Below are 22,129 nucleotides of genomic sequence, written 5' to 3'. Positions count from 1 at the left end.
ATTGCAGGCGGTCCGAAATGTGCGGTTGTGCCGGGAGGGGCAGCATGTCCGACGACACCACGCGGTACCTGTGCGCGGCGTCCTACCTCGACCCCGGCTACAGCACGCGGGCGATCAAGGAATTCCTCGTCGAGCCCACCCGGCCGGTCCCGGCGACGCCGGGGATCGACGCCGGCCGCGTGCTCACCGAAGCCGTGCGAGCCCGGGTGCGCCGCAAGAACTACGACTTGATCCTGGTGCTGCTCATGGCGGTCGTGCTCGCGCTGTCGTGGGACAACGTGGTGCTGTACGGCTGGATCGTGCTGTCGGTCCTGCTCGTCGCCGCGCGGGCGGGCAAGACCGCCTACGTCACGCAGCGCACCTTCAACCCGAAGACGCTCGTCTTGATCGGCCTCTCCATCGTGGTCGTGTGGCTGGCGGTGACCTACGGGAGCGCGCTCTTCGAGGACGACCGCAGCCGGTACGCCGCGCGGTACGACGACTACTACGAAGAGACCTCGGGCGGCAGCACCGCCCGGCTGGTCGTCGGCATCGTGCTCGCCGTGGTGGTGCTCGTGGTGGTGACGATCGAGCGGTGGTCGCTGTGGAACCTGCTGACGAGCCGCTTCCGGCGCCTCGCCCCACCGGCGCCCGACACCGGCACCCTCACCGGGGCGTTCACCGAAGACTTCCGCGAACAGCTCGGCCGCTACCGGCGGGACGACGAGCTCGCGGGCACGCCCGGCGCTCCCCTGGTGGTGTACCGCGGCTACAACCCCTTCGTGGGCGCGGGGTTCCGGCGTGCGGCCTGGTCCATGGCGATCCCGCTGGAGCGGGTCGAAGACGGCGAAGACGCCCCGGAAAACCGGCCGGAGCTGACCACCGAAGCGATGTACGCAGGGATCCGCGCGGCGATCGGGAACCTCCGCAACTCGAGCGCGCTGTCACCGGACCGCCGGCTGGCCGGGCTGACCGTGACCGAAGCGGTGTTCACCCCGGCCGCGGAACTCGTCGACCACCTGGACGAGCCGGAAGCCGCGGCGTACCTGCCGGACGTCGAGCACCCGCCGCTCACGCGGCTGCCCGAGGCGCACGTCGAGCAGCTCCGGACCGAGCCGAAGGAATGGGCGCGCTACTACCTCTGCTTTCAGGTCGAGACCTGGGACCGGGAGCTGGTGCTGACGACGTTCCTGCACGTCGCGGTGGCCGACACGACGCTGTACGTCGAGTGGACGCCGTTCATGCTGCCGCCGGTCAAGGCCGAGTACCGGGCGGTGGACAAGATGCGGCCGGACTCGCTGCGCCCGTTCGGCCAGGGACTGCTGGCGTGGCTGGAGATGCCGGCGACCCTGCCCGGCCGGGTCGCGAACGTGGCGTCCTGGATCCGGCAGCCCGGCCGCGAGCCCGGCGTCCTCGACCCGGACCGCTACGGCACCGCGAGCACGCTGCGCGAACTGGGGTCGGTGAACAGGTTCACCGACTACTTCCAGCTCGTCGACATCGAACGCTACGAAAAGATCATCGAAAGCCGGCTCCTGCCGGCCATCGGCAAGCTCCTCGGGGACGCCGGGTTCTCGACGGCGAAGTTCGACGAGCAGGCGGCGGTCGTGATCAACAACGACATCACCATCGCGGGCGACAACCGCGCCCCGATCACCCAGACCGGGACGGGCAGCCGGCTGCTGCCCGGCAAGCCCGGCCGGACGGCCAGGACGGAGGTCTGATGGGACACCGCATTTCGAACAAGGTCAGCATCGGCGGCGACAACTCGGGCGACATCAGCCAGACCGGAATCGACGGCGGCGGGGGAGAGTCCGCGGTCTCGTCGCTGCTGGAGCTCGTCGAGCGCCTCACGGCCGAGGTGCGCGGCAAGGAGCTGGCCAAGCAGGAGGTCGTGGAGGACACGCTGGCCGACCTGGCGAGCGACCTGCGCGCCGGGGAAGCCGCGGAGCCTGCGGTGGTGCGCAGCCGGTGGGAGAAGGTCAAGGGCCTGCTGGGCGGGCTCGTGCAGTTCTCGGAGCTGGTGGCCAAGATTTCCGACCAGGTGCAGAAGATCTTCACCTGAGCGGCTGTCCTCCAAGGAATTCCCGCAGCAGCGCGGTGACCTCGTCGGGGCGTTCCATCGACGGCAGGTGGCCGGTGTCGGCGAGCTCGACCAATTTCGCGTCCGGCAGCGACTCCGCCAGGTACGCGGAAAGCTCGACCAGGCCGGGCGCGTCGGACGTCCCGATCACGACCAGCGCCGGGGTGGTGATCTCGGCCAGCCGGTGCCGGGTGTCCGGGATCCGCTCCGTCCACTGTGGAGCCGTCCAGTCGTGGCGGTAGACCTGCTCGCACATTTCCCGCACCAGCGCCACCATTTCGGCCGGCAGCACCGACACGTCCCGCTCCGGACCCGCGACCAGGTAGTCGATGTTGGCGTCGGCCATCGCCCGGACGTCCGCCGGGTCGACGTCGCCTTCGCGGGCGTGGTAGCGGGCGAGCCGGTCGGCCGGGAGGATCTCGGCGGTCAGGCGCGCGATGTCCGCCTGCATGTGGTCCGGCCACGGGTGCCCGGTGAGGCCGGAGCCGAGCAGGGCGACCCGGGTGATCCGCTCCGGTGCGGCGAGGGCGGCGTCCAGCGCGCACGCCCCGCCCATGGACGCCCCGACGAGCGCGGCCTGCTCGATCCCCCGGGCATCGAGCAGGGCCAGCAGGTCCTCGAAGTGGGCGAACTCGCCGGGGCCGTCGGCGGTTTCGCCGAAGCCGCGGCGGTCGTAGCGGATCACCCGGTGCGTGGCGCCGAGCGCGGTGAACTGGGCGTTCCACATCCGGCGGTCGCCGATCGCGGCGTGCAGCAGCACGACCGCGGGCCCCTCACCGGCTTCGTCGTAGCCGAACGTCGTCCCGCCCACCTCGATCATCGCCATGGCCCCAAGCTAGCGGCACGACCACGTCACACACCGCAGGTTTCGCTGAGGGCGAGCGGTTAGGGTGCGGTGCATGACCGACGGATTCGACCTGACGCGCGACGGCGAAGTCGCCCGGCTCACGCTGACCCGGCCGGAGAAGATGAACGCGATCACCTACGGCATGTGGTCGGCCATCCCGGACGTGGTGGCCGAGGTCGAGGCCGACCCGGCGCTGAAGGTGCTGCTGATCGCGGGCGCGGGCAAGCACTTCTCCGCGGGCGCCGACATCAGCGAGTTCGGCGAGCTGCGCACCACGGCGGAAGGCGCGGCGAGCTACGACAAGGCGGTCGAGGGCGCGGTGGCGGCGCTGACCTCGATGCGCAAGCCGTCGGTGGCGATGGTCCAGGGCAACTGCATCGGCGGCGGCTGCCAGGTCTCGGTCGCCTGCGATTTCCGCTTCGCCGCCGAAGGTTCCCGGTTCGGCATCACCCCGGCGAAGCTCGGCATCGTCTACCACTTCGATTCCACGCGTCAGCTCGTGTCGCTGGTCGGCCCGGCAAACGCCAAGTACTTCCTGCTCTCCGGCGAGCTGATCACCGCCGCCCGTGCCCGCGAGATCGGCCTGCTCAACGACGTCTTCCCGGCCGAATCGCTGGAAGCGTCGACGGCGGAGTTCGCCGCGACGCTGTGCTCGCGTTCGCAGGCGTCGATCCGCGGGATGAACCGGATCATCGAGAAGATCGTCGCCGGCCAGGAGACCCCGGACGCGGAGGTCGAGGAGATCCGCTCCGAAGCCCTGCACGGCGAGGACTACGCGGAGGGCGTCGCCGCGTTCCTCGAGCGGCGCCCGCCGCGCTTCACCTACCGCTGACGTCCCGTCGCCACAAGGGAAGTCACGCGTCCAGGTACTCGCGGAAGTGCTCGGCGACGACGTCGGTGACCCCGGCCGGGTCGAGCCTGCCGTCGATCTCGATGACCCGGATGCCCCACGCCCGCGCCGAGCGGACCGCCTGCGCGGCCAGCATCCGGTCGCGCGTCAGGCGGCTGCGCTGCTCCGGGATCGTGGGCTCGTCCGGCCGGTGGCGCAGCTGGTGCTGGCGGAACAGCTCGGTCGGCACCAGCACCACCATCCGGCGCGGCGAATCCACCAGCGGGGCCACCAGTTCCGGGTGCAGGCCCCAGCCCTCGGCGACGATCGGGCGCGGGGACTCCCACGCGCGCAGCTCGTCCAGCGCCCGCTGGAACCGCTGCTCGAACTCCGCCAGCACGGCAGTCAGCTGCTCGCCGGCCGGGACGTCGTCCCCCGGCGCGGTGGCGGGGCGCGCGCGGTGGTCGTGGTGGTAGGTGGTCAGCCCGTGGCGGTCGGCCAGCAGGCGCGCGACCGTGGACTTCCCGGTCCACGGGGCGCCACCGATCCACAGCGCCTTGCGCAGGGTCCCGAACGGATCCGAGGTCATCGTTCGACTATTGCGGCCCCGGCGGGCCGAGGCCAGGGTTCCGGGGCCGGTTGAGCCGTTCAGCGCAGGGCCGGTCACCGCCCGTCGTCGTCGACGACGAGCACCGTCGAGCCGTCGGCGAAATCGGGCGGCCCGCCCAGCTTGAAGTGGAACCGTGAACCCGGCCGGACCGCGGCGATCACCTGCGTGTCGGCGGTGTCGAGCACGATGATCGCGTGTTCGGCCGTGCTCGGCTCCGGCCGCAGCACCGCCGGCACGACCGGGATCGGCAGCGTGCCGCTGAGCGAGCCACTGCAGTCGTCGCCGGTCTCGGGTCCGAGCGGATCGGGTGGCTCGGGCGGTTCGAACGGCGGGGGCGGCACGAGCTGCGGGCGCCGTCGCCACCAGAGCCCGGCGATCAGGCCGGTCAGCAGGCCGCCGGAACCGCTGACGGCCGACGCCAGCCCGACCCCGAGCCCGGACGGCTCCGGGGCCGCCACCGGCGGGGGAACGGGCACGGGTGGCGCGGCCGGCAACGGGCCGAACCGGACGGCCGGGTCCCGGGCGTCCTCGGGCAGCTGGAGCACCTGGCCCGGTTCGATCCGGGTGGCGTCGGTGAACGGCGAGCCGTCCGGCCGCGGCCGGCCCTGGTTCAGCCGGAAGATCTCGGGAAAGCGGTTCCCGTCGCCGAGCGCGCGTTCGGCGATCCTGAACAGCGTGATGTCGTCCGGGTTGTCGGCGTGCGGCACGATGTAGTACTTGACCGACGGCGGGTCCGGTGCGGCCTGCGCGAGGGCCGGACCCCCGGCGAGCACCGCGAAGAGGACACCGGCGGCACCGGCTTGCCCGGCCCGCCCGAGGACTCGGCGCACCGCGGGAGCCCGGTTTTCGGCCATGGTCGGCACCTCTCCCCGGCGACCCCGGCGGGTTCCGGTGTTGCCCCCTACACGGGGCCGGTGCGGCCGTGGTTCAGATCTCGTCCCAGGGAACGGTTTCGCAGGCCCGCGCGAGCAACGCCACCGCGCGGTCCGCCGGCGGCAGGACGAGGTCGTCCACGGCGGCGACCGGGCGGCCGGGCGTTTCGGAGTTCGTCACGAACATCGCGTCGAAGTCGCGGAGGCCGGCCGGCCGGACTTCACGCGTTTCCTGCGGTACGCCGAGGCGCCGCAGGGACTCCTTCTGCACCGGCATCGTGATCCCGGGCAGCACGGCGGCCTCCGGCCACACGACACCATCCTTCGGGGGTTCCGGGTGGCGGAGCCCCCGGCCCGCGGCGAAGCCGCGGTCGTCTCAGCGTCGCCGTGGAGCAATCCGGTGTTCCAGATCGACGCTTCGCTGATCCGGCCGGCGTGGTCGACGAACAACGCGTCGTCGAACCCGGCCAGTGCGCCCGGCGGGTGCGGCGGGAGTGTCCGGACGAGGATCTCCGGCCGCATCGGCTCGTCGAACGAGCGCGTCAGCACCAGGGACCCGCACCGAAAGCGCCGGTTCGCCGTCGATCGCCTGCCGGACGTAGGAGCGCACCAATTCGACGTCGAGGTCGGTGCCGAACAGCAGCCGGGTGCTCGTCGCGAGCCGTTCGAGGTGGAACGCGAGCCCGCGGACCCGCCCGTCCCGGACCTGCATCGCGGTGAAGTGGCCGTAGGAGACCATTCCCGCGAGCGCGGCGTCCGGGCCGAGCGGATCCCCGTTCAGCTCGTAGCGGGGCGGCACTACGCGACGGTGACGCCCGTGAACTTGACCTGCTTGGTCGGCGCTCCGGTGCCGTCCTGCGGGTTCGGGTTCGCGATGCCCGCCTTGGCGACCGCATCGAGCACCTTCAGGCCCTCGTCGCTGATGCTGCCGAACACCGAGTAGTCCGCCGGGAGGCCCTCGGCGTTGCCGTAGACCATGAAGAACTGGCTGCCACCGGAGTTCGGGGCGGACGTCTTCGCCATGGCGAGGATGCCGCGGCCGTACTTGATCTCCGGGAACGCCTCGTCCGGCATCGTGTAGCCCGGGCCGCCCTGACCGTCGGTCGTCGGGTCGCCGGTGGCCGACGGGTCACCGCACTGCAGCATCTGCAGGCCCTCGGTGCCGAGCCGGTGGCACATGGTGTCGTTGTAGAAGTTCTGCTTCGCGAGGCTGATGAAGCTCTGCACGGCGCAGGGCGCGAGCGCCCGGTCGAGCGTCAGCGGGATGTCGCCCGCGGTGCTCTTGAGCGTCACGTTGACCGTGCCGGTCGACGGGACGTTCTTGCCGTCGGGCGTGTTCACCTTCTTCGGCGCCTTGCTGCCCGTCGTGTCGGCCTTGAAGTCGCACGTCGTCGGGTTCGGCAGCGCCGTGGCCCGCTTCGGCAGCGCGGTGCGCTGCGTCGGGATCTGGACTTCGGTCGGCGGCGGGGTGGCCGAGGACGACGACGCGGCCGTGTCGGTGCTGTCACCGCCGTTCGCGCTCACGATCCACACCACCACGCCCGCGACGACGAGGACCGCCACGCCGACTACACCGGCGCCGATCCTCCTGCGTCGCTTCTGCTGCTCCAATCGGCGCTCGAGCTGCCTCTCGAGCTTGCGCTTCGCAGCTTCGCGGCGCTGCTGGTTGGTCGCCACCCCGTACCCTCCAGGTTTCCGCTCGTGTCACACGTCTGAGGTAGCGGCAGTGTATGGGCACAGCCTGTGAGGACCATGTACAGGGCCCGCTAGTCTCAACCCGATCGTGATCGGCGCCATCCGGCGCGGATGTCCGGGAGGCGTTCGGTGCTCGTCGTCGGGTTCGGCAGCGGCCCGCTGCAGGCCAACTGCTACCTGCTGGCGGAGGCCGCCGGCGGGCCGTGCGTGGTCGTGGATCCGGGGCAGGAGGTGGCCGCGCCGCTGGCCGCCGCGCTCGCCGAGCACCGGCTGGTCCCGGCGGCCCTCGTGGCCACCCACGGGCACCCCGACCACGTCGCTTCGGCCGCTTCGCTGTCGGCCGAGCACGGCGTCCCGCTGCACCTGCACCCGGCCGACGCGGACCTCCACGACGGTGCCAGCGTCCCGCTCGAAGCCGGGACCTTCGCCGGGCTGGAGATCGACGTCCGGCCCGCGCCCGGGCACACCCCGGGTTCGGTGGTGCTCGTCCTGGAGACGGCGGAAGGCGGGCGGCTCGCCCTGACCGGCGACACGCTGTTCGCCGGGTCGGTGGGCCGCGGCGACGTGGCGGAGGCGGTGCGGGAGCTGGTGGCGAGCCTGCCGGACGACACGGTGGTGCTGCCGGGCCACGGCCCGGCGACGACGATCGGCCGGGAACGCGCGGGCAACCCGTTCCTCGCCGGGACGGGGGCGTGAGCATGGCCGAGGAGACGACCGAGCGGATCGCGCTGTTCGAGGAGGACCCGCGCGGACGCCGTCGCCGCGGGATCTCGGGCCTGATCGGCGTGGTCATCGTGGCCGCGGCGTTCGGCGGCGTCGCCGGGCTGATCGGCGGCACGGTGCCGGGCTTGATCGTCGCGCTGGTGATCGCCCTGCCGCTGCTGTACGTGATGGCGGTCAGCATCCGGCGCCGCGTCTGGCTGGAGGGCTCGACGCTGCTCGTGCGCACCTGGGGCCTGCGCCGGGTCGACCTGGTCGCCGCGACCCGGCTCGACCTCGTCGTCGGCGACGTCCGCGGCAGCCGCACGGTCAGCCTGCTGGTCAACGCGGGGCAGCGCGGCAAGGTCGCGAAGGTGGACCTCGCGGTGTTCTCCGGGACCGGCGGGCGCGAGCTGGGCATCCTGCAGCTGCGGAAGCTGGCGAACGCGCTGATGAACAACACCGAGGCGAACGGCCTCGTCTTCGGCGAGCTGCTGGTCGCCGAGCTGAAGGCGGAGGCGCGCGGCTCCGGCGTGGCCGAGCGCCCGCTCTACCGGCTGGCGTCGGTGGCGCCGTCGGGCAAGTACGTCCAGCGCTTCACGATGGAAGCCGTCAGCCGGTTCGTGGCGACGCTCGACTGATGTCGTCCTCGCGGGCGGCGCACCGGTGTCACGGGTGGGACGGAACGGCCTTCGTGGTGCTGCTGAGGTGGGCCGCCGGCTCGCGGGAGGCGATCAGCGCGGCCAGGACCGTCGTCACCGGGACGGCCGCGACGATGCCGACGCTGCCGGCGAGCGTCCGGATGATCTCCTGCGCGATGTCCTCGCTGCCGAGCAGCGCGCCCAGCCCGACCCCGGAGATCGACGAGTACAGCAGGACCGGCAGCGCGGCCCCGGCGTAGGCCATCACGAGCGTGTTGACCGCGGAGCCGACGTGGTCGCGGCCGATCCGCAGCCCGGAGCGGTAGAGCTCCTGCCAGGTCAGGTCCGGGTTGGCCCGGCGCAGCTCCCAGACGGCGCTCGTCTGGGTGACGGTGACGTCGTCGAGCACGCCGAGCGCCCCGATCACGACGCCGGCGAGCAGCAGCCCACGCGCGTCGATGCCGTGGCCGAGCGAGCCGATGAGCGTCGAGGTGCTGTCGTCGAGGCCGGTCAGCGAGGCGGCGGCGGAGAAGATCGCGGCGAGGACGCCGATGAGCGCGAGGCTGACGAGCGTCCCGAGCACCGCGGCGGACGTTCTCGCGGACAGCCCGTGGGTCAGGTAGAGCGCGATGAACATGATCGCGCCCGCTCCCGCGATCGCCACCACCAGCGGGTTTTCGCCGGCGAGGATGGCCGGGAGGATGAACAGCGCGATGACGACGAAGGACAGCCCGAGCGCGACGAGCGCGGCGACCCCCTGCCAGCGCCCGAGCACGAGCACGGCGACGGCGAACAGCGCGGCGAGCACGAACAGCGGCGTCCCGCGCTGGAAGTCGACCAGCTGGAAACTGGCCGGGTCATTGGCGTTCCCGCCGTTGTAGGCGAGCACGACGGCGTCCGCGGCGGCGAACCGCGGGGTGCTGGGCTCGATCGGGACGGTCAGCTTGAGCTGCTTCCCGTTCGCCGGCCCGTCGGTCATGGTGAGGTCGACGGTCAGGCAGGGTTTCGCGTTCGGGTCGGTCTGGTCGCCGACCTGCACCTGGCCTTGCGCGAGGCAGGGGCCGGTGGCGGTGGCGGTGATGTTCGCGTGGACGGGCGTGCCTTGGGGGACGACGCTCGTGGGGGACGCCTTGCCCCAGGGGTAGAGGACGACCATGCCGACGACGGTGGCGAGGGCCAGCGGGGCGAGCAGCCAGATCAGGAGCAGCTTGACCCGGCGCGACGCGGGGGCGGCGGGGCCGTGCCCATGGCCATGCCCGTGGCCGTGGCCGGTTTCGGGTTCGGCCGGTGTGCGCGGCTGGGAACTCGCGGCGGCGCGCTGGGGCCCGGTGTCGCCACGCCGGGCGGTGCGGTGCGGGCCGGTGTCTCCGCGGCGGAGTCGCGCGGGGTCGCCTTGGTCGCCGGCCGGGGCTTGCTGGGCGCTGCGGTGGGGTGGCGCGCTGTCAGCTTGGTCGGCGGCGCGCGGGGGGCCGGTGTCTCCGCGGCGGGGCCGGGCAGTGCCGGTTTGGTCGCCCGTGGGGGCTTGCTGGGCGCCGCGGGGGGCTCGTGCGGTCTCGCCTTGGTCGACGGCCGGGGCTCGCGGGGCGCCGCGGCGGGCTGGTGCGGGGTCGGCGGCGGCCGCGGTGCGGTGCGGCCCGGTGTCCCCGCGACGGGTCCGGGCGGTCTCGCCCAGGTCGCCGGCCGGGAGCCGCTGGGCGCCCGTGTCGGCTCGGCGGCTGGTGCGCGGAGCCGCCACGTCGGCCGGGATGCGGTGCGAGCCGGTCTCGGGCGGCACCCGCTGCGCCCCGGTGTCCGCGCGGCGGCGGCCGGCCTCCGGTGGCGTGCGGCGGGCCGGTTTCCCGGGCGTTCCCGGCGTTCCGGACGTGCCGGGCCCCGGCGAAGGGGACACCTCGTCCGTGACCCGGCGAATCGGTCCGGTGGCGTCGTCGGCGAGGTCGGGGCGGTCCACCCGCACATCCTGACAGCGGGATCCCGGCGCCCGCGCCAGGGGCCGCCGGGCGACCGGTTCGTCCGGATGCCTCAGCCGTACGCCTGGCGGACGTGCACCCGCCGGTACGCCGACGGCGGCGTGTCGAAGTGGTCGAGGAACGCCTGCCGGAGGGTTTCCGTCGAGCCGAAGCCGCAGCGGCGGGCGATCGTGGCCAGCGGGAGGTCGGTGCCGGAGAGCAGGCGGGCCGCCTGCTCGGTGCGGATCGTCCGGACGTACCGGCCGGGCGTGGTGCCCAGGTGCGCGTCGAACAGCCGGGTGAGCTGGCGCGTGCTGATGCCCGCGCGGGCCGCGAGCGCCGGCGTGCCCAGGTCTTCCTCGAGGTGCTCGGCGATGTACGCGGTCAGGTCGCGGACCTCGCGGTGCTCCGGCGGCGGCCCGGACAGGAACAGGCTCACCTGGGCCTGGTTCCCGGGCCGCTGCAGGTAGGTGACCAGCGCGCGGGCCGCCTCGCGGGCCAGTGACGGGCCGTGGTCGGCCTCCACCAGCGACAGCGTCAGGTCGAGCCCGCTCGTCACGCCCGCCGCCGTGTAGACGTTGCCGTGGCGGACGTAGAGCGGCACCGGGTCCACCGTCACCGCCGGGTAGTCCCGCGCGAGCTTCGCCGCGTAGCGCCAGTGCGTGGTCGCGCGGCGGCCGTTGAGCAGGCCGGCCGCGGCGAGCACCTCGGCGCCCGTGCAGACCGACGCGACCCGGCGGCTGGTGCGGGCCAGCCGCCGGACGTGGGCGAGGACGCGCTCGTCGGCCGCCGCGGCGGGGCTGCCCCAGCCGCCCGCGACGACCAGCGTGTCGAGGTCGCCGGCGACCTGGTCGAGCCGCAGGTGCGGCTGCAGCACCAGCCCGGCGCAGGTGCGGATGCCGTGGCCGTCGACCGAAGCGAGCTGGAGCTCGTACGGCGGCCGCGCGCCGAGCCGGTTCGCGGCGTCGAACACATCGGCGGGGCAGGCGATGTCCAGCAGCTCGGCGTCGGCGTACCCGACGATCACGACCCGTCTGGGTGACCCTGACATGATCGGCACGCTAGCAGCCGGACCGGGCGCTCGGACGCGGTTCGCAGGAATCCGGACACCGGCGCCCCGCCCGGCGTCCCGGCCCGCCATGGTCGGGACATGACCGATGAGCAGAAGACCCTCGCCTTCGTCGTGTACCCCGGCCTCACGCCGCTCGACCTGGTCGGCCCGCTGCAGGTGCTCGGCGCGCTCGCGCGGATGGACGCCGGCTACCGGACCGTCGTCGTCGGCGCGAGCACCGGCACCGTCGGCACGGACACGCCGTTGCGCGTCGCCCCGAGCCACACCTTCGACGAAGTCCCGGCGCCGTACGCGGTGCTCGTGCCCGGTGGCACCGTGCCGACGCTGCGCGCGATGGCCGACGAGCGCCTCCTCGCGTGGCTGCGCGCCGCGGCCGCCGGCGCCGAGCTGATGACGTCGGTCTGCACCGGCTCGCTCATCCTCGGCGCGGCGGGCCTGCTGGAGGGGAAGAAGGCGACCACGCACTGGATGTTCCGCGACGTCCTCGCCGGGCTCGGCGCCACGCCGGTCGCGCAGCGGTGGGTCGAGGACGGCTCCGTGATCACCGCGGCCGGGGTGTCGGCGGGCATCGACCTCGCGCTGCACCTGGTGGAACGGCTGGCCGGGCGGCAGCTGGCGACGAACGTCCAGTTCGGCATCGAGTACGACCCGGAGCCGCCGCAGGGCGCGCTGGACTGGGCGAACCCGCCCTTCGGCGACCTCAAGCCGCTGCGCGAGCACACCCTGCGGGAGGGGCTCGCCGACCACCCGGAACTGCTCGAGAAACTGCTCGCGCACACCTGACCGACGTCGTCGGCCATCCGGGTGATCGGGGGACGCGCCGCGCGCGCGGCGGCTAGATTCAGTTCGCTCGATCAGGTGATCTCGCGGGTGGGGTGTTGTAGCCGTGCGGTTCCAGGTGCTCGGCCCGATGACGGCCTCCGTCCCGCTGCCCTCGGCGGCCCAGCCGCGGCGGCTGCTCGCCGTGCTGCTCGCGCGCGCCGGCCAGTTCGTCGGCCGCGACACGCTGGTCGACGAGCTGTGGCCGGACGGCGCGCCGTCGAGCGCCGCGGCGATCGTGCAGGTCACCGTGTCCAAGCTGCGCAAGACGCTCTCACCCGGCCTCGGCGCCGCCGAGGCCGGGCAGCGGCTGCGGTCCGGCCCGCGCGGGTACGCGCTGAGCGTCGAGCCGGGGGAGCTGGACGCGGACGAGTTCCTGACGTGGCTGTCGGCGGGTGCCGACGACCGCGCCCAGCGCCGCCGCGGCCTCGAGCGGGCACTGGCCTGCTGGCGCGGCGACGCGTTCGCCGACGTCGCCGGCGGACCGCTGCTGGAGGCGCACAAGCTGTGGCTGGAGGACCGGCGCTCGGCGGCGTTGCTGCAGCTGGTCGAGCTGGAACTCGCCGACGGCGACGGCCGGTCCGTCGTCGAGCGGCTCGGCCCGGTGGTCGCGGCCCGGCCCGCCGACGAGCGCTTCGCCGCCCGGCTCGCGTCCGCGCTCGGCACGGTCGGGCGCCGCGAATCGGCCCTGGAGGTGCTCCGCCGCACGCGCCGGGCGCTCTGGGAAGAGGCGGGCGTGTGGCCGGGCGCGGACCTCGTCGCGGTGTACCGCCGGATCGCCGGCACCGAGTGGACGACGCCGGGCCCGCCCGCGCAGCTCCCGCCCGCGGTGCCCGACTTCACCGGCCTCGCGGCCGAACTCGCCGACGTCACGCGCGCGCTGCGGGGTCCGGCGCCGGTCGTGCTGCACGGCGCCGCCGGGGCCGGCAAGTCCGCGCTCGCGGTCCAAGCCGCGTGGCGGGTCCGCCGCCGGTTCCCCGACGGCCAGCTGACCGCATCGCTGCGCGGGTCCGACGGCACCCCCGCCGAACCCGCGGCGGTGCTTTCCGGCTTCCTGCGCCTGCTCGGCGCGACCCCGTCGGAACTGGCCGACCGCACGGGATTACCGGGACTCTGGCGCGGCTACACCGCCGACCGGCGGCTGCTGGTGCTGCTGGAAGACGCCGCGTCCGAGGCCCAGGTGCGAGCCCTGCTGCCGAGCGGCCCGGGCTGCGCCACGCTGGTCACGACCCGCCGCGAGCTGCCCGGCCTGTGCGGCGCGCACGCGGTTCCGGTGCCTGATCTGTCCACTGAGGACGCTCACGCGCTGCTGGCCGCGGTCGCGGGGGATTCCCGGCTGCGGGCGGAACCAGAAGCGGCGCAACGACTTCTCGCCCGGTGCGGCGGTCTTTCCCTGGCGGTCCGGATCGCCGGGGTGCGCCTGGCGGCCCGGCCGAACCTGCCGATCGCCGAACTCGCGGCCCGCCTCGCCGACGACCGGCGCCGCCTCGACGAGCTGACCGCGGGCGACCTGAGCGTCCGGGCCGCGGTGACATCGGCGCTGCACGAGCGGCCCGCCGCTGACGTCGCTTTGCTGAGGCTGCTGGCCGCGTTCGAGGGCGCCGTCCCGGATTGGTCCGCGGCGGCCCTGCTCGACCGCCCGACACCGGAAGCCCGCGACCGCCTCGACGAGCTGACCGCGGCGCACCTGCTGGACGCGGCCGGGACGATCCCGCCGTTCGTGCGGCTGGTGCTGGCGGAGGGCCCGCCGGGTGAGGTCGACCCGGCCGCCCTGCGTCGCGCGTGCGAGGCCGCGCTGGCGCTGGCGGAGCGCGCGCTGGGCCGTCCGGCGCGTCGGCCATCGGCAGCGGGGGCGAAGCCGGATCCCGCGGTCCTGCGCCGGATCGCCGCCGATCCCGCGGCCTGGGCGGCCGCCGAAACCAGTCACCTCGCGGCCGCCGTCCGGCTCGCCGGCGCTCACGGCTGGCACGACCTGACCGAGCGGCTCGCCGACGCCTGCACCGCCCTCGCCGGCAGCCCGTGGCTCGGCCGAGCCGCCCGGGCCGTCACCGTGCTCGGGCTCGCCGCCGCCCGGCGGCGGCGGGATCCGCGGGCCGAAGCCGAGAAGCTCTACAACCTCGGGGCCGTGCACTGGCAGCACGGCCACGCCCGCCAGGCGCGGAACTACTTCGCCATGGCCGAGCACCGCTACCGGGACCTGGAGGACCCTCGCGGCACCGGCACCGCACTGGCCGCGCTCGCCGACGTCCACCTCGACGGGGGTGATCCGCGGGCCGCCGAAGCGGAGTTGCGGGAAGCCCTCGACCTGCTCCGGGACTGCGGGGACCGGCGCGGGCAGGCGGCCGCCGCGGCACAGCTCGGGTCGCTCGCCGAAGACGTCGGGGACGTGCGGGGCGCGGTCGAGAGCTTCGAAGTGAGCATGCTGCTGGCCCGCCAGTGCGACGACGGCCGCTGGCACGACCAGGCCGCGAAGCGCTACGCCGACGTCCTGCGCCGCCACGGTGGGCACGACCAGGCGGCCGACCTGCTCACCGGGGCGCTCGGCGGCGCCGTCCGGACGCGGGAGCGGCACTGGGAGGCGCACGTCCTGCGCAGCCTCGGCGACCTGCACACCGACGCCGGGGAGTTCGCCGACGGGCAGCGGTGCCTCACGCGGTCGCTGGCGCTGTTCGACCAGATCGGGCACCGGCACGCCGCCGCCTACACCCACCGCAGCCTGGGCGAGGCCCACCGCCGGGCGGGGGATCCGGTGGGGGCGCGGCGGCACCTGCTGGCCGCCATGGCCGTCTTCCGGGAGCTGCGTGACCGCCGCGGCGCCGGGTACGCCCTGCTCAGCCTGGGCCGGACGCACGCGGCCGAAGACGCCGCGGCCGAGGCGGCGCGGTGCCTGCGCGGCTCGGCCGGGCTGTTCCGCGAGCTGGGGTTCCCGCTCTGGGAGCTGCGTGCACTGGGGGAGCTGACCAGCGTGAGCGGTGAATCCCCGGCCCGCGACCGCAGCCGTGAACTCTTGACGAAGATCAGGACCTGACGCCCGCACCAGCCTCGCCCGCGGCCGGGTGTTTGGCGAAGTTATGGGCCTCCCGATTTGGCTGCCGCCGACGGATCGTCGGATCGAGGAGGCAACGGCATGCCGGGACAACGGATTCTGGCGCGGGCGGCACTGGGGCTGGTCGCTTCGGCGGCGACGGTCGTGTTCGCGACCATCGGCACCGCGTCCGCGAGCGTCGAGGTGACCAAGCTCAGCCAGTCGGCGGCCGCGTCGCAGCTGTCCGCGGCCGGGGTGACGCACTCGTCCAGCGGGGGCTGCACGACGCGGTCGAACTCGACCTGCACGTCGTACGAGCAGATCAACCAGAGCACGGTCAGCGGCGTGATCACGCTGAAGCGGGCGAGCGGCTGCGCGATCAACATCACCGGCGGCACCGAGGTCGGCCACGCGTCGGGCACCTACAGCCACTACAACGGCTACAAGGTCGACATCGCGCACAACAGCTGCATCGACGCCTACATCAAGAACAGCTTCGGCTACATCGGGCTGCGCGGCGATGGCTACCCGCAGTGGAAGGCCGGCTCCGGCAACCTCTACTGCGACGAAGGAAACCACTGGGACATCACGTACTACACCTGCGGCTGCTGACGTCCGGGGGCCTGTCCGTTCCGAGGGCGGCGGGCAGGCCCCGGTTACCGGCTGCGACGGCCGGGTACCCGAGCGGGTGGAGGTGAGGAGATGACTTCGCACAGCACCCCGGCTCCCCGCCCGCGCACGGCGCTGGTCGGCGCGGCGGCGGGTTTCGTCCTGCTGGCCGGGCTCTACCTGGTGCTGGCCCCGTGGATCGCCGGCTTCGGCGGCGCGGGCGTGCTCGCGCTGAGCGACACCCTGGTCGGCTTGGTCCTGATCGCGCTGGCGATCGCCCGCACGGCCACCCGGCGGCTCGCCCTGATCGGCTGGGTCGTGCCGGTCCTCGGCGCGTGGGCCGCCGTCTCGCCGTGGCTGCTCCGCCACGGCGGCGAAACCCCGCCGTCGACCGGTGCCCTGGTGGGCAACGTCGTGGCCGGCGCCGTGGTCGTCGTCGCGGGACTGGCGCTGGCCCGCCGCGTCAGTTCTTGATCAGCAGCCAGTCGCCCGAGCCGGCACCGGGGCGGTAGGGGCTGTCGGCCCGTTTCGCGACGACGCCGGGGAGGCCGTGCTGCCGGCTCGCGCCGGTCACGGCCTCGCCGCCGCCGGCGAAGTAGCGGGGCACCTGCCAGTGCCGGTCCTCGACGGCGAACCCGTCGAGGAGTTCCCGGCGTTTCGTGTAGGGCAGGTCCAGGGTCGGCTTGCCGTCGAGGTGCAGGACGTCGGCAGCGAAGTAGAAGACGGGGCAGTGGGCCTTGAGCCGCTTGGCGGCGGCGCCGTCGGCCTTGCGCCGTTCTTCGAGCCCGTCCGGGTGCGGCTTGCCGTCCTTGACCACGACGACTTCGCCGTCCAGCAGCACTTCCGTCGACCCGAACTCCTCGCCGAGCTTGTGCAGCTCGGGGTACCGCCCGGTCACGTCGGCGCCGGTTTCGTCGTGCGCGGTGACGCGGCCGCCGCTGACCAGCAGCATCGTCCGCAAGCCGCCCCAGGCGAATTCGTACGCCCACTCGTCGTCGTCCGCGGGCAGGTCGCCGGGGACCGCCGTCATCGGCTCGAGGAACTCGGGCGCGTCTTCGTGGCCGGGCTCGGCGGGGTCGAGGCGCCGCAGCGTCCAGTCGCGGTCGTCCTCGTCGTGCCGGTTGAGGAACAGGTACTTGCCGCGCGCGCGTGCGCCGTGGAAGACGACCTCGACCTTGTGGTCGTTCCAGTGCAGGGTTTCATACTTCCCGGTGTCCCACACGGTCATCCGGCCGCCGCCGTACTCGCCGGCGGGGATCTCGCCCGCGAAGGTGAGGTACTCCATGGGGTGGTCTTCGGTGTGCACGGCGAGCCGCGAGACGCCGGGGGAGAGCGGCAGGCCCTTCGGAACGGCCCAGGAGACGAGCACGCCGTCGCGCTCCAGCCGGAAGTCCCAGTGCAGCCGGGTGGCGTGGTGCTCCTGGATGACGAAGAGGTCGTCGCCCCCGGGCTCCGGCGGCCCGTCCGGCCAGGGTTCGGGGGTGCGGTCCTTGCCGCGTTTGCCGCGGTATTCCTCGAGTCTGTCGGCCATGGCCGCCCCGGTACCCCTTCCGCCGCAAGAGCTTCCAGGGTACCGGGCCGGGCGGGTGGCGCGGCCCGGACGTCATGAACGGGTCTTTCACCGCGTCCGGCGAGGTGAAAGACCCGTTCATGACGTTGCTCAGGCGTCGCCGACTGCCGGAGCTCAGTCCGTCTCGGCCATCGCCTCCGCGAACTGGGCCGCGTACAACCTCGCGTACGCGCCACCACTGTGCAGCAGCGTCTCGTGGTCGCCCTGCTCCACGATCCGGCCGTGCTCCATCACCAGGATCACGTCGGCGTCGCGGATCGTCGACAACCGGTGCGCGATCACGAAACTCGTCCGGCCGCTCCGCAACGAGTTCATCGCCCGCTGGATCAGCACCTCGGTGCGGGTGTCGACCGAGCTGGTCGCCTCGTCGAGGATCAGGATCACCGGCTTGGCCAGGAATGCCCGTGCGACCGTGATCAGCTGCTTCTCGCCCGCGCTGACCGTGCCGCCTTCGTCGTCGAGCACCGTGTCGTAGCCGTCCGGCAGCGTGCGGACGAAGCGGTCCACGTACGTCGCTTGAGCCGCCTCGACGATCTCCTCCCGGCTTGGGTCGTCCGCGCCGTAGGCGATGTTCTCCGCGATCGTGCCGCCGAACAGCCACGCGTCCTGCAGCACCATGCCGGTCTGGTCGCGCAGCTCCTCGCGGTTCATCTTCGCGATGTCGACGCCGTCGAGCGTGATCCGCCCGCCGTCCAGCTCGTAGAAGCGCATGAGCAGGTTGACCAGCGTCGTCTTGCCTGCGCCGGTCGGGCCGACGATCGCGACCGTCTGGCCGGGTTCGACCGTCAGCGACAGGCCGTCGATCAGCGGCTTCTCCGGCAGGTAGCGGAACGAGACGTCCTGGAACTCGACGCGCCCGCGGATCTCGGCGGGCCGCTCCGGCGAAGCGGGCTCCGGGGCCTGCTCCTCGGCGTCGAGCAGCGCGAACACCCGCTCGGCCGAGGCCACGCCGGACTGCAGCAGGTTCGCCATGCTCGCGATCTGCGTCACCGGCTGGCTGAACTGGCGCGAGTACTGGATGAACGCCTGCACCTCGCCGAGCGTCAAGCTGCCCGACGCGACGCGCAGCGCGCCGATCACCGCCACCAGCACGTAGCTCAGGTTGCCGATGAACATCATCGCCGGCTGGATCATGCCGGAGATGAACTGCGCCCGGAAGCTCGCCTCGTACAGCGTTTCGTTCTGCTTGTCGAAGACCGCGGCGGCCTCGTCGCGGCGGCCGAACACCTTGACCAGCGAGTGCCCGGTGTACATCTCCTCGACGTGCGCGTTGAGCTTCCCGGTCGTCGACCACTGCTTGATGAAGTTCGGCTGCGCCCGCTTCCCGATCTTCGCCGCCACGACCGCCGAAAGCGGCACCGTGAGCAACGCGATCAGCGCCAGCAGCGGCGAGATCAGGAACATCATGATCAGCACGCCGACCACCGTCAGCAGCGACGAGACGATCTGCGACAGCGTCTGCTGCAGCGACATCGCCAGGTTGTCGATGTCGTTGGTGACGCGGGAAAGCACCTCGCCGCGCGGCTGGCGGTCGAAGTACTTCAGCGGCAGCCGCGAGAACTTGGCCTCGACCTCTTCGCGCAGCCGGTACACCGCCTGCTGCACCAGGGTCGTGGTCAGCCGGGCCTGGATCAGCCCGAAGAACGACGAGATCACGAACAGCGCCAGCACGGTGAGCAGGATCTGCCCGACCTTGTCGAAGTCGATGCCGACGCCGGGCACCAGGTCGACGCGGCTGTAGATGTCGGCGAGCGTGCCGTCGCCGCGGGCGCGCAGCCCGGCGACGACCTGCTCCTTGGTGACGCCCGGCGGCACCTGCTTGCCGAGCACGCCGGCCAGGATCGCGTCGGTGGCCTGGCCGAGGATCTTCGGCCCGATCACGGTGAGCGTGACGCTGGCCGCGCCGAGCACGAGCACCCCGATGAGCGCGGCCCGCTGCGGGCGCAGCAGCCGCAGCAGCCGCTTCAGCGAACCCTTGAAGTCGAGCGCCTTCTCCGGCGGCGCGCCGCCGGCCATCCAGCGGCCGGGCCCGACCGTCGCGGCACCGGTGTTCTTGTGCCGCTCGGCGGTCGGCCGTTCCCCGGCCTCGGTGACGGCGGCTTTGGGCGATTCCGTGGTACTCACGCCGCCTCCTGTTCGGTGAGCTGGGACAGCACGATCTCCCGGTAGGTTTCGTTGCCGTCCATGAGTTCGTGGTGGGTGCCGGTGCCGACGACGCGGCCCTCGTCGAGGACGATGATCCGGTCGGCGTTGCGGATCGTGCTGACCCGCTGCGCCACGATGACCACCGTCGCCTCGGCCGTTTCCGACACCAGCGCGCGGCGCAGGGCCGCGTCGGTCGCGTAGTCGAGCGCGGAGAACGAGTCGTCGAACAGGTAGATCTCCGGCTTGTGCACCAGCATCCGCGCGATCGCGAGCCGCTGGCGCTGACCGCCCGAGACGTTCGTGCCGCCCTGGGCGATCGGCGCCTCGAGCCCCTCCGCCATCGCTTCGACGAAGTCCTTGCCCTGCGCCACTTCCAGCGCGTGCCACAGCTCTTCGTCGGTCGCGTCCGGATTGCCGTAGCGCAGGTTGCTCGCCACCGTGCCGGCGAACAGGTACGGCTTCTGCGGCACCAGCCCGACCGCGCGGGCGAGCACCGCCGGGTCGAGGTCGCGGACGTCGACGCCGTCCACCTTCACCGTGCCGCGGGTGGCGTCCATCAGGCGCGGGATCAGGTTGAGCAGCGTGGTCTTGCCGGTCCCCGTCGAGCCGATCACCGCGGTGGTCTCACCCGGCCGCCCGATCAGCGAGATGTCGCACAGCACCGGCTTTTCCGCGCCGGGGTAGCGGAATTCGACGTTCGCGAGCTCGAGGTGCCCGTGCACCGCGCCGGGCCGGATCGGCGACACCGGCGGGCGGACGCTCGACTCGGTGTCGAGCACCTCGCTGATCCGCTCGGCGCTGACCTCGGCGCGCGGCACCATCATGAACATGAACGTGGCCATCATGACGGCCATCAGGATCTGCAGCAGGTAGGAGAGGAACGCGGTCATCGCGCCGATCTGCATGCTGCCGGAGTCGATCCGCTGCCCGCCGAACCACAGCACGGCGACGCTGGAGGCGTTCATCACCAGCATGACGATCGGGAACATCAGCGCCATCAGCTTGCCGACCCGCAGCGACACGGTGAGCAGCTGGTCGTTGGCGACGTCGAAGCGCTCCCGCTCGTGCTTGTCCCGGACGAACGCGCGGATCACGCGGATGCCCATGATCTGCTCGCGCAGGATCTGGTTGATCCGGTCGATGCGCTCCTGCATCAGCCGGAACGCCGGGCGCATCTTGGCGATGATCGTGCCGACCGCGACGGCCAGCACCGGCACGATGACCAGCAGCAGCGACGAGAGCGGGACGTCGAGGTTCAGCGCGAGGATGATCCCGCCGACGCACATGATCGGCGCCGACACCATGAGAGTGAGCGTCATCAGCACCAGCATCTGGATCTGCTGGACGTCGTTGGTGGTGCGGGTGATCAGCGACGGCGTGCCGAACTGGCCGACCTCGCGGGCCGAGAAGTCCTGCACCCGGTGGAAGACGCCGGAGCGGATGTCGCGGCCGACCGCCATCGCGGTGCGGGCGCCGAAGTACACCGCCCCGATCGAGCCGGCGATCTGCGCGAGCGTGATGACGAGCATCATCGCGCCGACGCGCAGGATGTAGTCCATGTCGCCCTTGATGAGGCCGTTGTCGACGATGTCGGCGTTCAGCGTCGGCAGGTAGAGCATGGCGATCGTCTGCACGAGCTGCAGCAGGACGATCACCCACAAGGTGCTCCGGTACGGGCGCAGGTGACTGCGCAGGAGCTTGACTAGCACAACGATTCCCCCAGTGCGGTGGTGGTCGGTTCGGGTTGCGGAGCAGCGGTGCCGGCGGTCAGGGTGGGCATCCCCGCGGAAAGCTCGTCGAGCAGCCGTTCCAGGATCGGCAGGAACGGTTCGCCTTCGGTGGTGAACCAGTTGGTGAAGGCGACGCGGACAGCGCTTTCCACCGAGGCCGCCATCAGCCGGCACAACAGGTGGTCCACACCGCCCACCCGTTTCGCGATCGTTTCGGCCAGGACGCGCTCGACGGCCGCGTGGGCGTTGAGGAACTCGCCACGCAGCATGAGCCGTCCCATCAGCTCACGGATACGCGCAACATACGCGCGATCGGGCTCGCCCTCACGCGAATATTGCTCGAGCACCGCGTACTTGACCGAATCCCAGAGCGGCTCGCCGTCCGGCCGCGCGAGCAGGGCCTCGCGCATCCCCTCGTGCCGGTCGACGACGACCGAGCAGACCGCCTGCTCCTTGCTGGAGAAGTAGTTGTTGAATGTGCGGGGTGACACGCCGACTTCGGTGGCGATGTCCTCGACCTTCACGTTCTCCAAGCCGCGGTCCAGCGTCAGCCGCAGCGCGGCTTGGGCGAGCGCCTTGCGTGCTTCGCGCTTCTTGCGCTCGCGCAGGGTCAGCTGGGGTGGTGGGTCCGACGGCATGAACGGAGTTTAGCGAAAAAGTTGCGTGGCCCGCAAAAAAGTGCGTGGCCCGCAATTTTCGGACGAATCGGGCGCGACCTGGGATTTCGCGGTACGGGGCCCGGTTGCCTGCGGTATCGGGCGTCGTGTGCGCTCTGTTGCCAGGTGCAAGATGCAAAAATGAACCGAATGGCCTAGTCCGCTGCGCTCACCAGCAGCGACGGCGCCGAAAACCGATCACCCCGCGCGATCGGACGGGGACCCGCTGTGGACATCCGACGAACCTTTCTGCTTGCATGTCCGGCATCGCCGCCCGGGGGTCGGCGCGATGCTGTCGTTGC

21 protein-coding genes are annotated in these 22,129 nt (G+C 72.6%); 9 read left to right on the top strand and 12 right to left on the bottom strand.

Annotated features, from left to right (window positions below):
- Positions 1-44 precede the first annotated feature (44 nt).
- Positions 45-1,703, top strand: coding sequence for a hypothetical protein (locus MUY14_RS16625; protein WP_247023912.1), 1,659 nt, complete (start codon positions 45-47; stop codon positions 1,701-1,703).
- On the top strand, positions 1,703-2,044 hold the full coding sequence (locus tag MUY14_RS16620; RefSeq protein ID WP_247023911.1) for a hypothetical protein: 342 nt from the start codon (positions 1,703-1,705) through the stop codon (positions 2,042-2,044). The genes MUY14_RS16625 and MUY14_RS16620 overlap by 1 nt, the downstream gene beginning before the upstream one ends.
- Here the strand turns inward: MUY14_RS16620 and MUY14_RS16615 are convergent.
- A complete protein-coding gene (locus MUY14_RS16615) occupies positions 2,037-2,888 on the bottom strand; it encodes an alpha/beta fold hydrolase (RefSeq protein WP_247023910.1) in 852 nt (283 codons plus the stop codon). The genes MUY14_RS16620 and MUY14_RS16615 overlap by 8 nt on opposite strands.
- Before the next feature lie 73 nt (positions 2,889-2,961).
- On the opposite strand from MUY14_RS16615, the gene MUY14_RS16610 reads away from it, so the two are divergent.
- Positions 2,962-3,741, top strand: a complete 780-nt coding sequence (locus tag MUY14_RS16610) for an enoyl-CoA hydratase/isomerase family protein (RefSeq protein WP_247023909.1) — start codon at positions 2,962-2,964, stop codon at positions 3,739-3,741.
- A gap of 22 nt (positions 3,742-3,763) precedes the next feature.
- On the opposite strand, the gene MUY14_RS16605 is transcribed toward MUY14_RS16610, so the two are convergent.
- From MUY14_RS16605 to MUY14_RS16585, 5 genes are all read right to left on the bottom strand, one after another.
- On the bottom strand, positions 3,764-4,327 hold the full coding sequence (locus MUY14_RS16605) for an AAA family ATPase (RefSeq protein WP_247023908.1): 564 nt from the start codon (positions 4,325-4,327) through the stop codon (positions 3,764-3,766).
- Positions 4,328-4,401: 74 nt separating this feature from the next.
- A complete protein-coding gene (locus tag MUY14_RS16600; RefSeq protein ID WP_247023907.1) occupies positions 4,402-5,202 on the bottom strand; it encodes a LysM peptidoglycan-binding domain-containing protein in 801 nt (266 codons plus the stop codon).
- A gap of 73 nt (positions 5,203-5,275) precedes the next feature.
- The gene (locus MUY14_RS16595; RefSeq protein WP_247023906.1) at positions 5,276-5,533 is read right to left on the bottom strand and encodes an aminotransferase class IV; all 258 of its coding nucleotides are present in this window, start codon (positions 5,531-5,533) and stop codon (positions 5,276-5,278) included.
- Between the two features lie 63 nt (positions 5,534-5,596).
- The gene (locus tag MUY14_RS16590) at positions 5,597-6,019 is read right to left on the bottom strand and encodes an aminotransferase class IV (protein WP_247023905.1); all 423 of its coding nucleotides are present in this window, start codon (positions 6,017-6,019) and stop codon (positions 5,597-5,599) included.
- The gene (locus tag MUY14_RS16585; RefSeq protein WP_247023904.1) at positions 6,019-6,897 is read right to left on the bottom strand and encodes a peptidylprolyl isomerase; all 879 of its coding nucleotides are present in this window, start codon (positions 6,895-6,897) and stop codon (positions 6,019-6,021) included. The genes MUY14_RS16590 and MUY14_RS16585 overlap by 1 nt, the downstream gene beginning before the upstream one ends.
- A 147-nt stretch (positions 6,898-7,044) precedes the next feature.
- Here MUY14_RS16585 and MUY14_RS16580 point away from each other — a divergent pair, with 147 nt between their 5' ends.
- Together MUY14_RS16580 and MUY14_RS16575 are read left to right on the top strand one after the other, a co-directional pair.
- Positions 7,045-7,611 (top strand): MBL fold metallo-hydrolase, encoded by a 567-nt coding sequence (locus MUY14_RS16580; RefSeq protein ID WP_247025154.1) that lies wholly within the window; start codon positions 7,045-7,047, stop codon positions 7,609-7,611.
- A 2-nt stretch (positions 7,612-7,613) separates the two neighbouring features.
- Positions 7,614-8,255, top strand: coding sequence for a hypothetical protein (locus MUY14_RS16575; RefSeq protein WP_247025153.1), 642 nt, complete (start codon positions 7,614-7,616; stop codon positions 8,253-8,255).
- Between the two features lie 28 nt (positions 8,256-8,283).
- Here the strand turns inward: MUY14_RS16575 and MUY14_RS16570 are convergent, their stop codons facing one another.
- The gene (locus MUY14_RS16570; RefSeq protein ID WP_247023903.1) at positions 8,284-10,203 is read right to left on the bottom strand and encodes a YibE/F family protein; all 1,920 of its coding nucleotides are present in this window, start codon (positions 10,201-10,203) and stop codon (positions 8,284-8,286) included.
- A 71-nt stretch (positions 10,204-10,274) separates the two neighbouring features.
- Positions 10,275-11,252, bottom strand: coding sequence for a GlxA family transcriptional regulator (locus MUY14_RS16565; protein ID WP_247023902.1), 978 nt, complete (start codon positions 11,250-11,252; stop codon positions 10,275-10,277).
- 99 nt (positions 11,253-11,351) lie between these two features.
- On the opposite strand from MUY14_RS16565, the gene MUY14_RS16560 reads away from it, so the two are divergent.
- The 4 genes from MUY14_RS16560 to MUY14_RS16545 all read left to right on the top strand — a co-directional run bounded on the left by MUY14_RS16560 (position 11,352) and on the right by MUY14_RS16545 (position 16,200).
- On the top strand, positions 11,352-12,056 hold the full coding sequence (locus MUY14_RS16560) for a DJ-1/PfpI family protein (RefSeq protein WP_247023901.1): 705 nt from the start codon (positions 11,352-11,354) through the stop codon (positions 12,054-12,056).
- 103 nt (positions 12,057-12,159) lie between these two features.
- Complete coding sequence (locus tag MUY14_RS16555; RefSeq protein WP_281506304.1) at positions 12,160-15,120, top strand: BTAD domain-containing putative transcriptional regulator; 2,961 nt, start codon at positions 12,160-12,162, stop codon at positions 15,118-15,120.
- Positions 15,121-15,219: 99 nt separating this feature from the next.
- The gene (locus MUY14_RS16550) at positions 15,220-15,729 is read left to right on the top strand and encodes a hypothetical protein (RefSeq protein ID WP_247023900.1); all 510 of its coding nucleotides are present in this window, start codon (positions 15,220-15,222) and stop codon (positions 15,727-15,729) included.
- Between the two features lie 90 nt (positions 15,730-15,819).
- Positions 15,820-16,200 (top strand): SPW repeat protein, encoded by a 381-nt coding sequence (locus MUY14_RS16545; RefSeq protein WP_247023899.1) that lies wholly within the window; start codon positions 15,820-15,822, stop codon positions 16,198-16,200.
- On the opposite strand, the gene MUY14_RS16540 is transcribed toward MUY14_RS16545, so the two are convergent.
- The 4 genes from MUY14_RS16540 to MUY14_RS16525 form a co-directional block, all read right to left on the bottom strand.
- Positions 16,190-17,257: a DNA polymerase ligase N-terminal domain-containing protein gene (locus tag MUY14_RS16540; protein ID WP_247023898.1), complete on the bottom strand. Its 1,068-nt coding sequence runs from the start codon at positions 17,255-17,257 to the stop codon at positions 16,190-16,192. The two genes, MUY14_RS16545 and MUY14_RS16540, sit on opposite strands and share 11 nt — an antisense overlap.
- Before the next feature lie 153 nt (positions 17,258-17,410).
- On the bottom strand, positions 17,411-19,420 hold the full coding sequence (locus tag MUY14_RS16535; protein WP_281506303.1) for an ABC transporter ATP-binding protein: 2,010 nt from the start codon (positions 19,418-19,420) through the stop codon (positions 17,411-17,413).
- On the bottom strand, positions 19,417-21,150 hold the full coding sequence (locus MUY14_RS16530) for an ABC transporter ATP-binding protein (RefSeq protein ID WP_247023897.1): 1,734 nt from the start codon (positions 21,148-21,150) through the stop codon (positions 19,417-19,419). The genes MUY14_RS16535 and MUY14_RS16530 overlap by 4 nt, the downstream gene beginning before the upstream one ends.
- Positions 21,144-21,809, bottom strand: coding sequence for a TetR/AcrR family transcriptional regulator (locus MUY14_RS16525; protein ID WP_247023896.1), 666 nt, complete (start codon positions 21,807-21,809; stop codon positions 21,144-21,146). The genes MUY14_RS16530 and MUY14_RS16525 overlap by 7 nt, the downstream gene beginning before the upstream one ends.
- Between the last annotated feature and the right edge of the window lie 320 nt (positions 21,810-22,129).

The organism is Amycolatopsis sp. FBCC-B4732 (assembly GCF_023008405.1).
Taxonomy (GTDB): Bacteria; Actinomycetota; Actinomycetes; order Mycobacteriales; family Pseudonocardiaceae; genus Amycolatopsis; species Amycolatopsis pretoriensis_A.
The sequence above is the reverse complement of the archived record's forward strand: the minus strand, read 5'-3'. Positions and strand labels throughout refer to the sequence as shown.

Bases quoted from the DNA above. Each gene is read 5' to 3' on its own strand.
- MUY14_RS16540 (WP_247023898.1), bottom strand. From the start codon at position 17,257: ATGGCCGACAGACTCGAGGAATACCGCGGCAAACGCGGCAAGGACCGC.
- MUY14_RS16560 (WP_247023901.1), top strand. From the start codon at position 11,352: ATGACCGATGAGCAGAAGACCCTCGCCTTCGTCGTGTACCCCGGCCTC.
- MUY14_RS16610 (WP_247023909.1), top strand. From the start codon at position 2,962: ATGACCGACGGATTCGACCTGACGCGCGACGGCGAAGTCGCCCGGCTC.
- MUY14_RS16600 (WP_247023907.1), bottom strand. From the start codon at position 5,202: ATGGCCGAAAACCGGGCTCCCGCGGTGCGCCGAGTCCTCGGGCGGGCC.
- MUY14_RS16565 (WP_247023902.1), bottom strand. From the start codon at position 11,252: ATGTCAGGGTCACCCAGACGGGTCGTGATCGTCGGGTACGCCGACGCC.
- MUY14_RS16550 (WP_247023900.1), top strand. From the start codon at position 15,220: ATGCCGGGACAACGGATTCTGGCGCGGGCGGCACTGGGGCTGGTCGCT.
- MUY14_RS16605 (WP_247023908.1), bottom strand. From the start codon at position 4,327: ATGACCTCGGATCCGTTCGGGACCCTGCGCAAGGCGCTGTGGATCGGT.
- MUY14_RS16525 (WP_247023896.1), bottom strand. From the start codon at position 21,809: ATGCCGTCGGACCCACCACCCCAGCTGACCCTGCGCGAGCGCAAGAAG.
- MUY14_RS16615 (WP_247023910.1), bottom strand. From the start codon at position 2,888: ATGGCGATGATCGAGGTGGGCGGGACGACGTTCGGCTACGACGAAGCC.
- MUY14_RS16620 (WP_247023911.1), top strand. From the start codon at position 1,703: ATGGGACACCGCATTTCGAACAAGGTCAGCATCGGCGGCGACAACTCG.
- MUY14_RS16625 (WP_247023912.1), top strand. From the start codon at position 45: ATGTCCGACGACACCACGCGGTACCTGTGCGCGGCGTCCTACCTCGAC.
- MUY14_RS16575 (WP_247025153.1), top strand. From the start codon at position 7,614: ATGGCCGAGGAGACGACCGAGCGGATCGCGCTGTTCGAGGAGGACCCG.
- MUY14_RS16545 (WP_247023899.1), top strand. From the start codon at position 15,820: ATGACTTCGCACAGCACCCCGGCTCCCCGCCCGCGCACGGCGCTGGTC.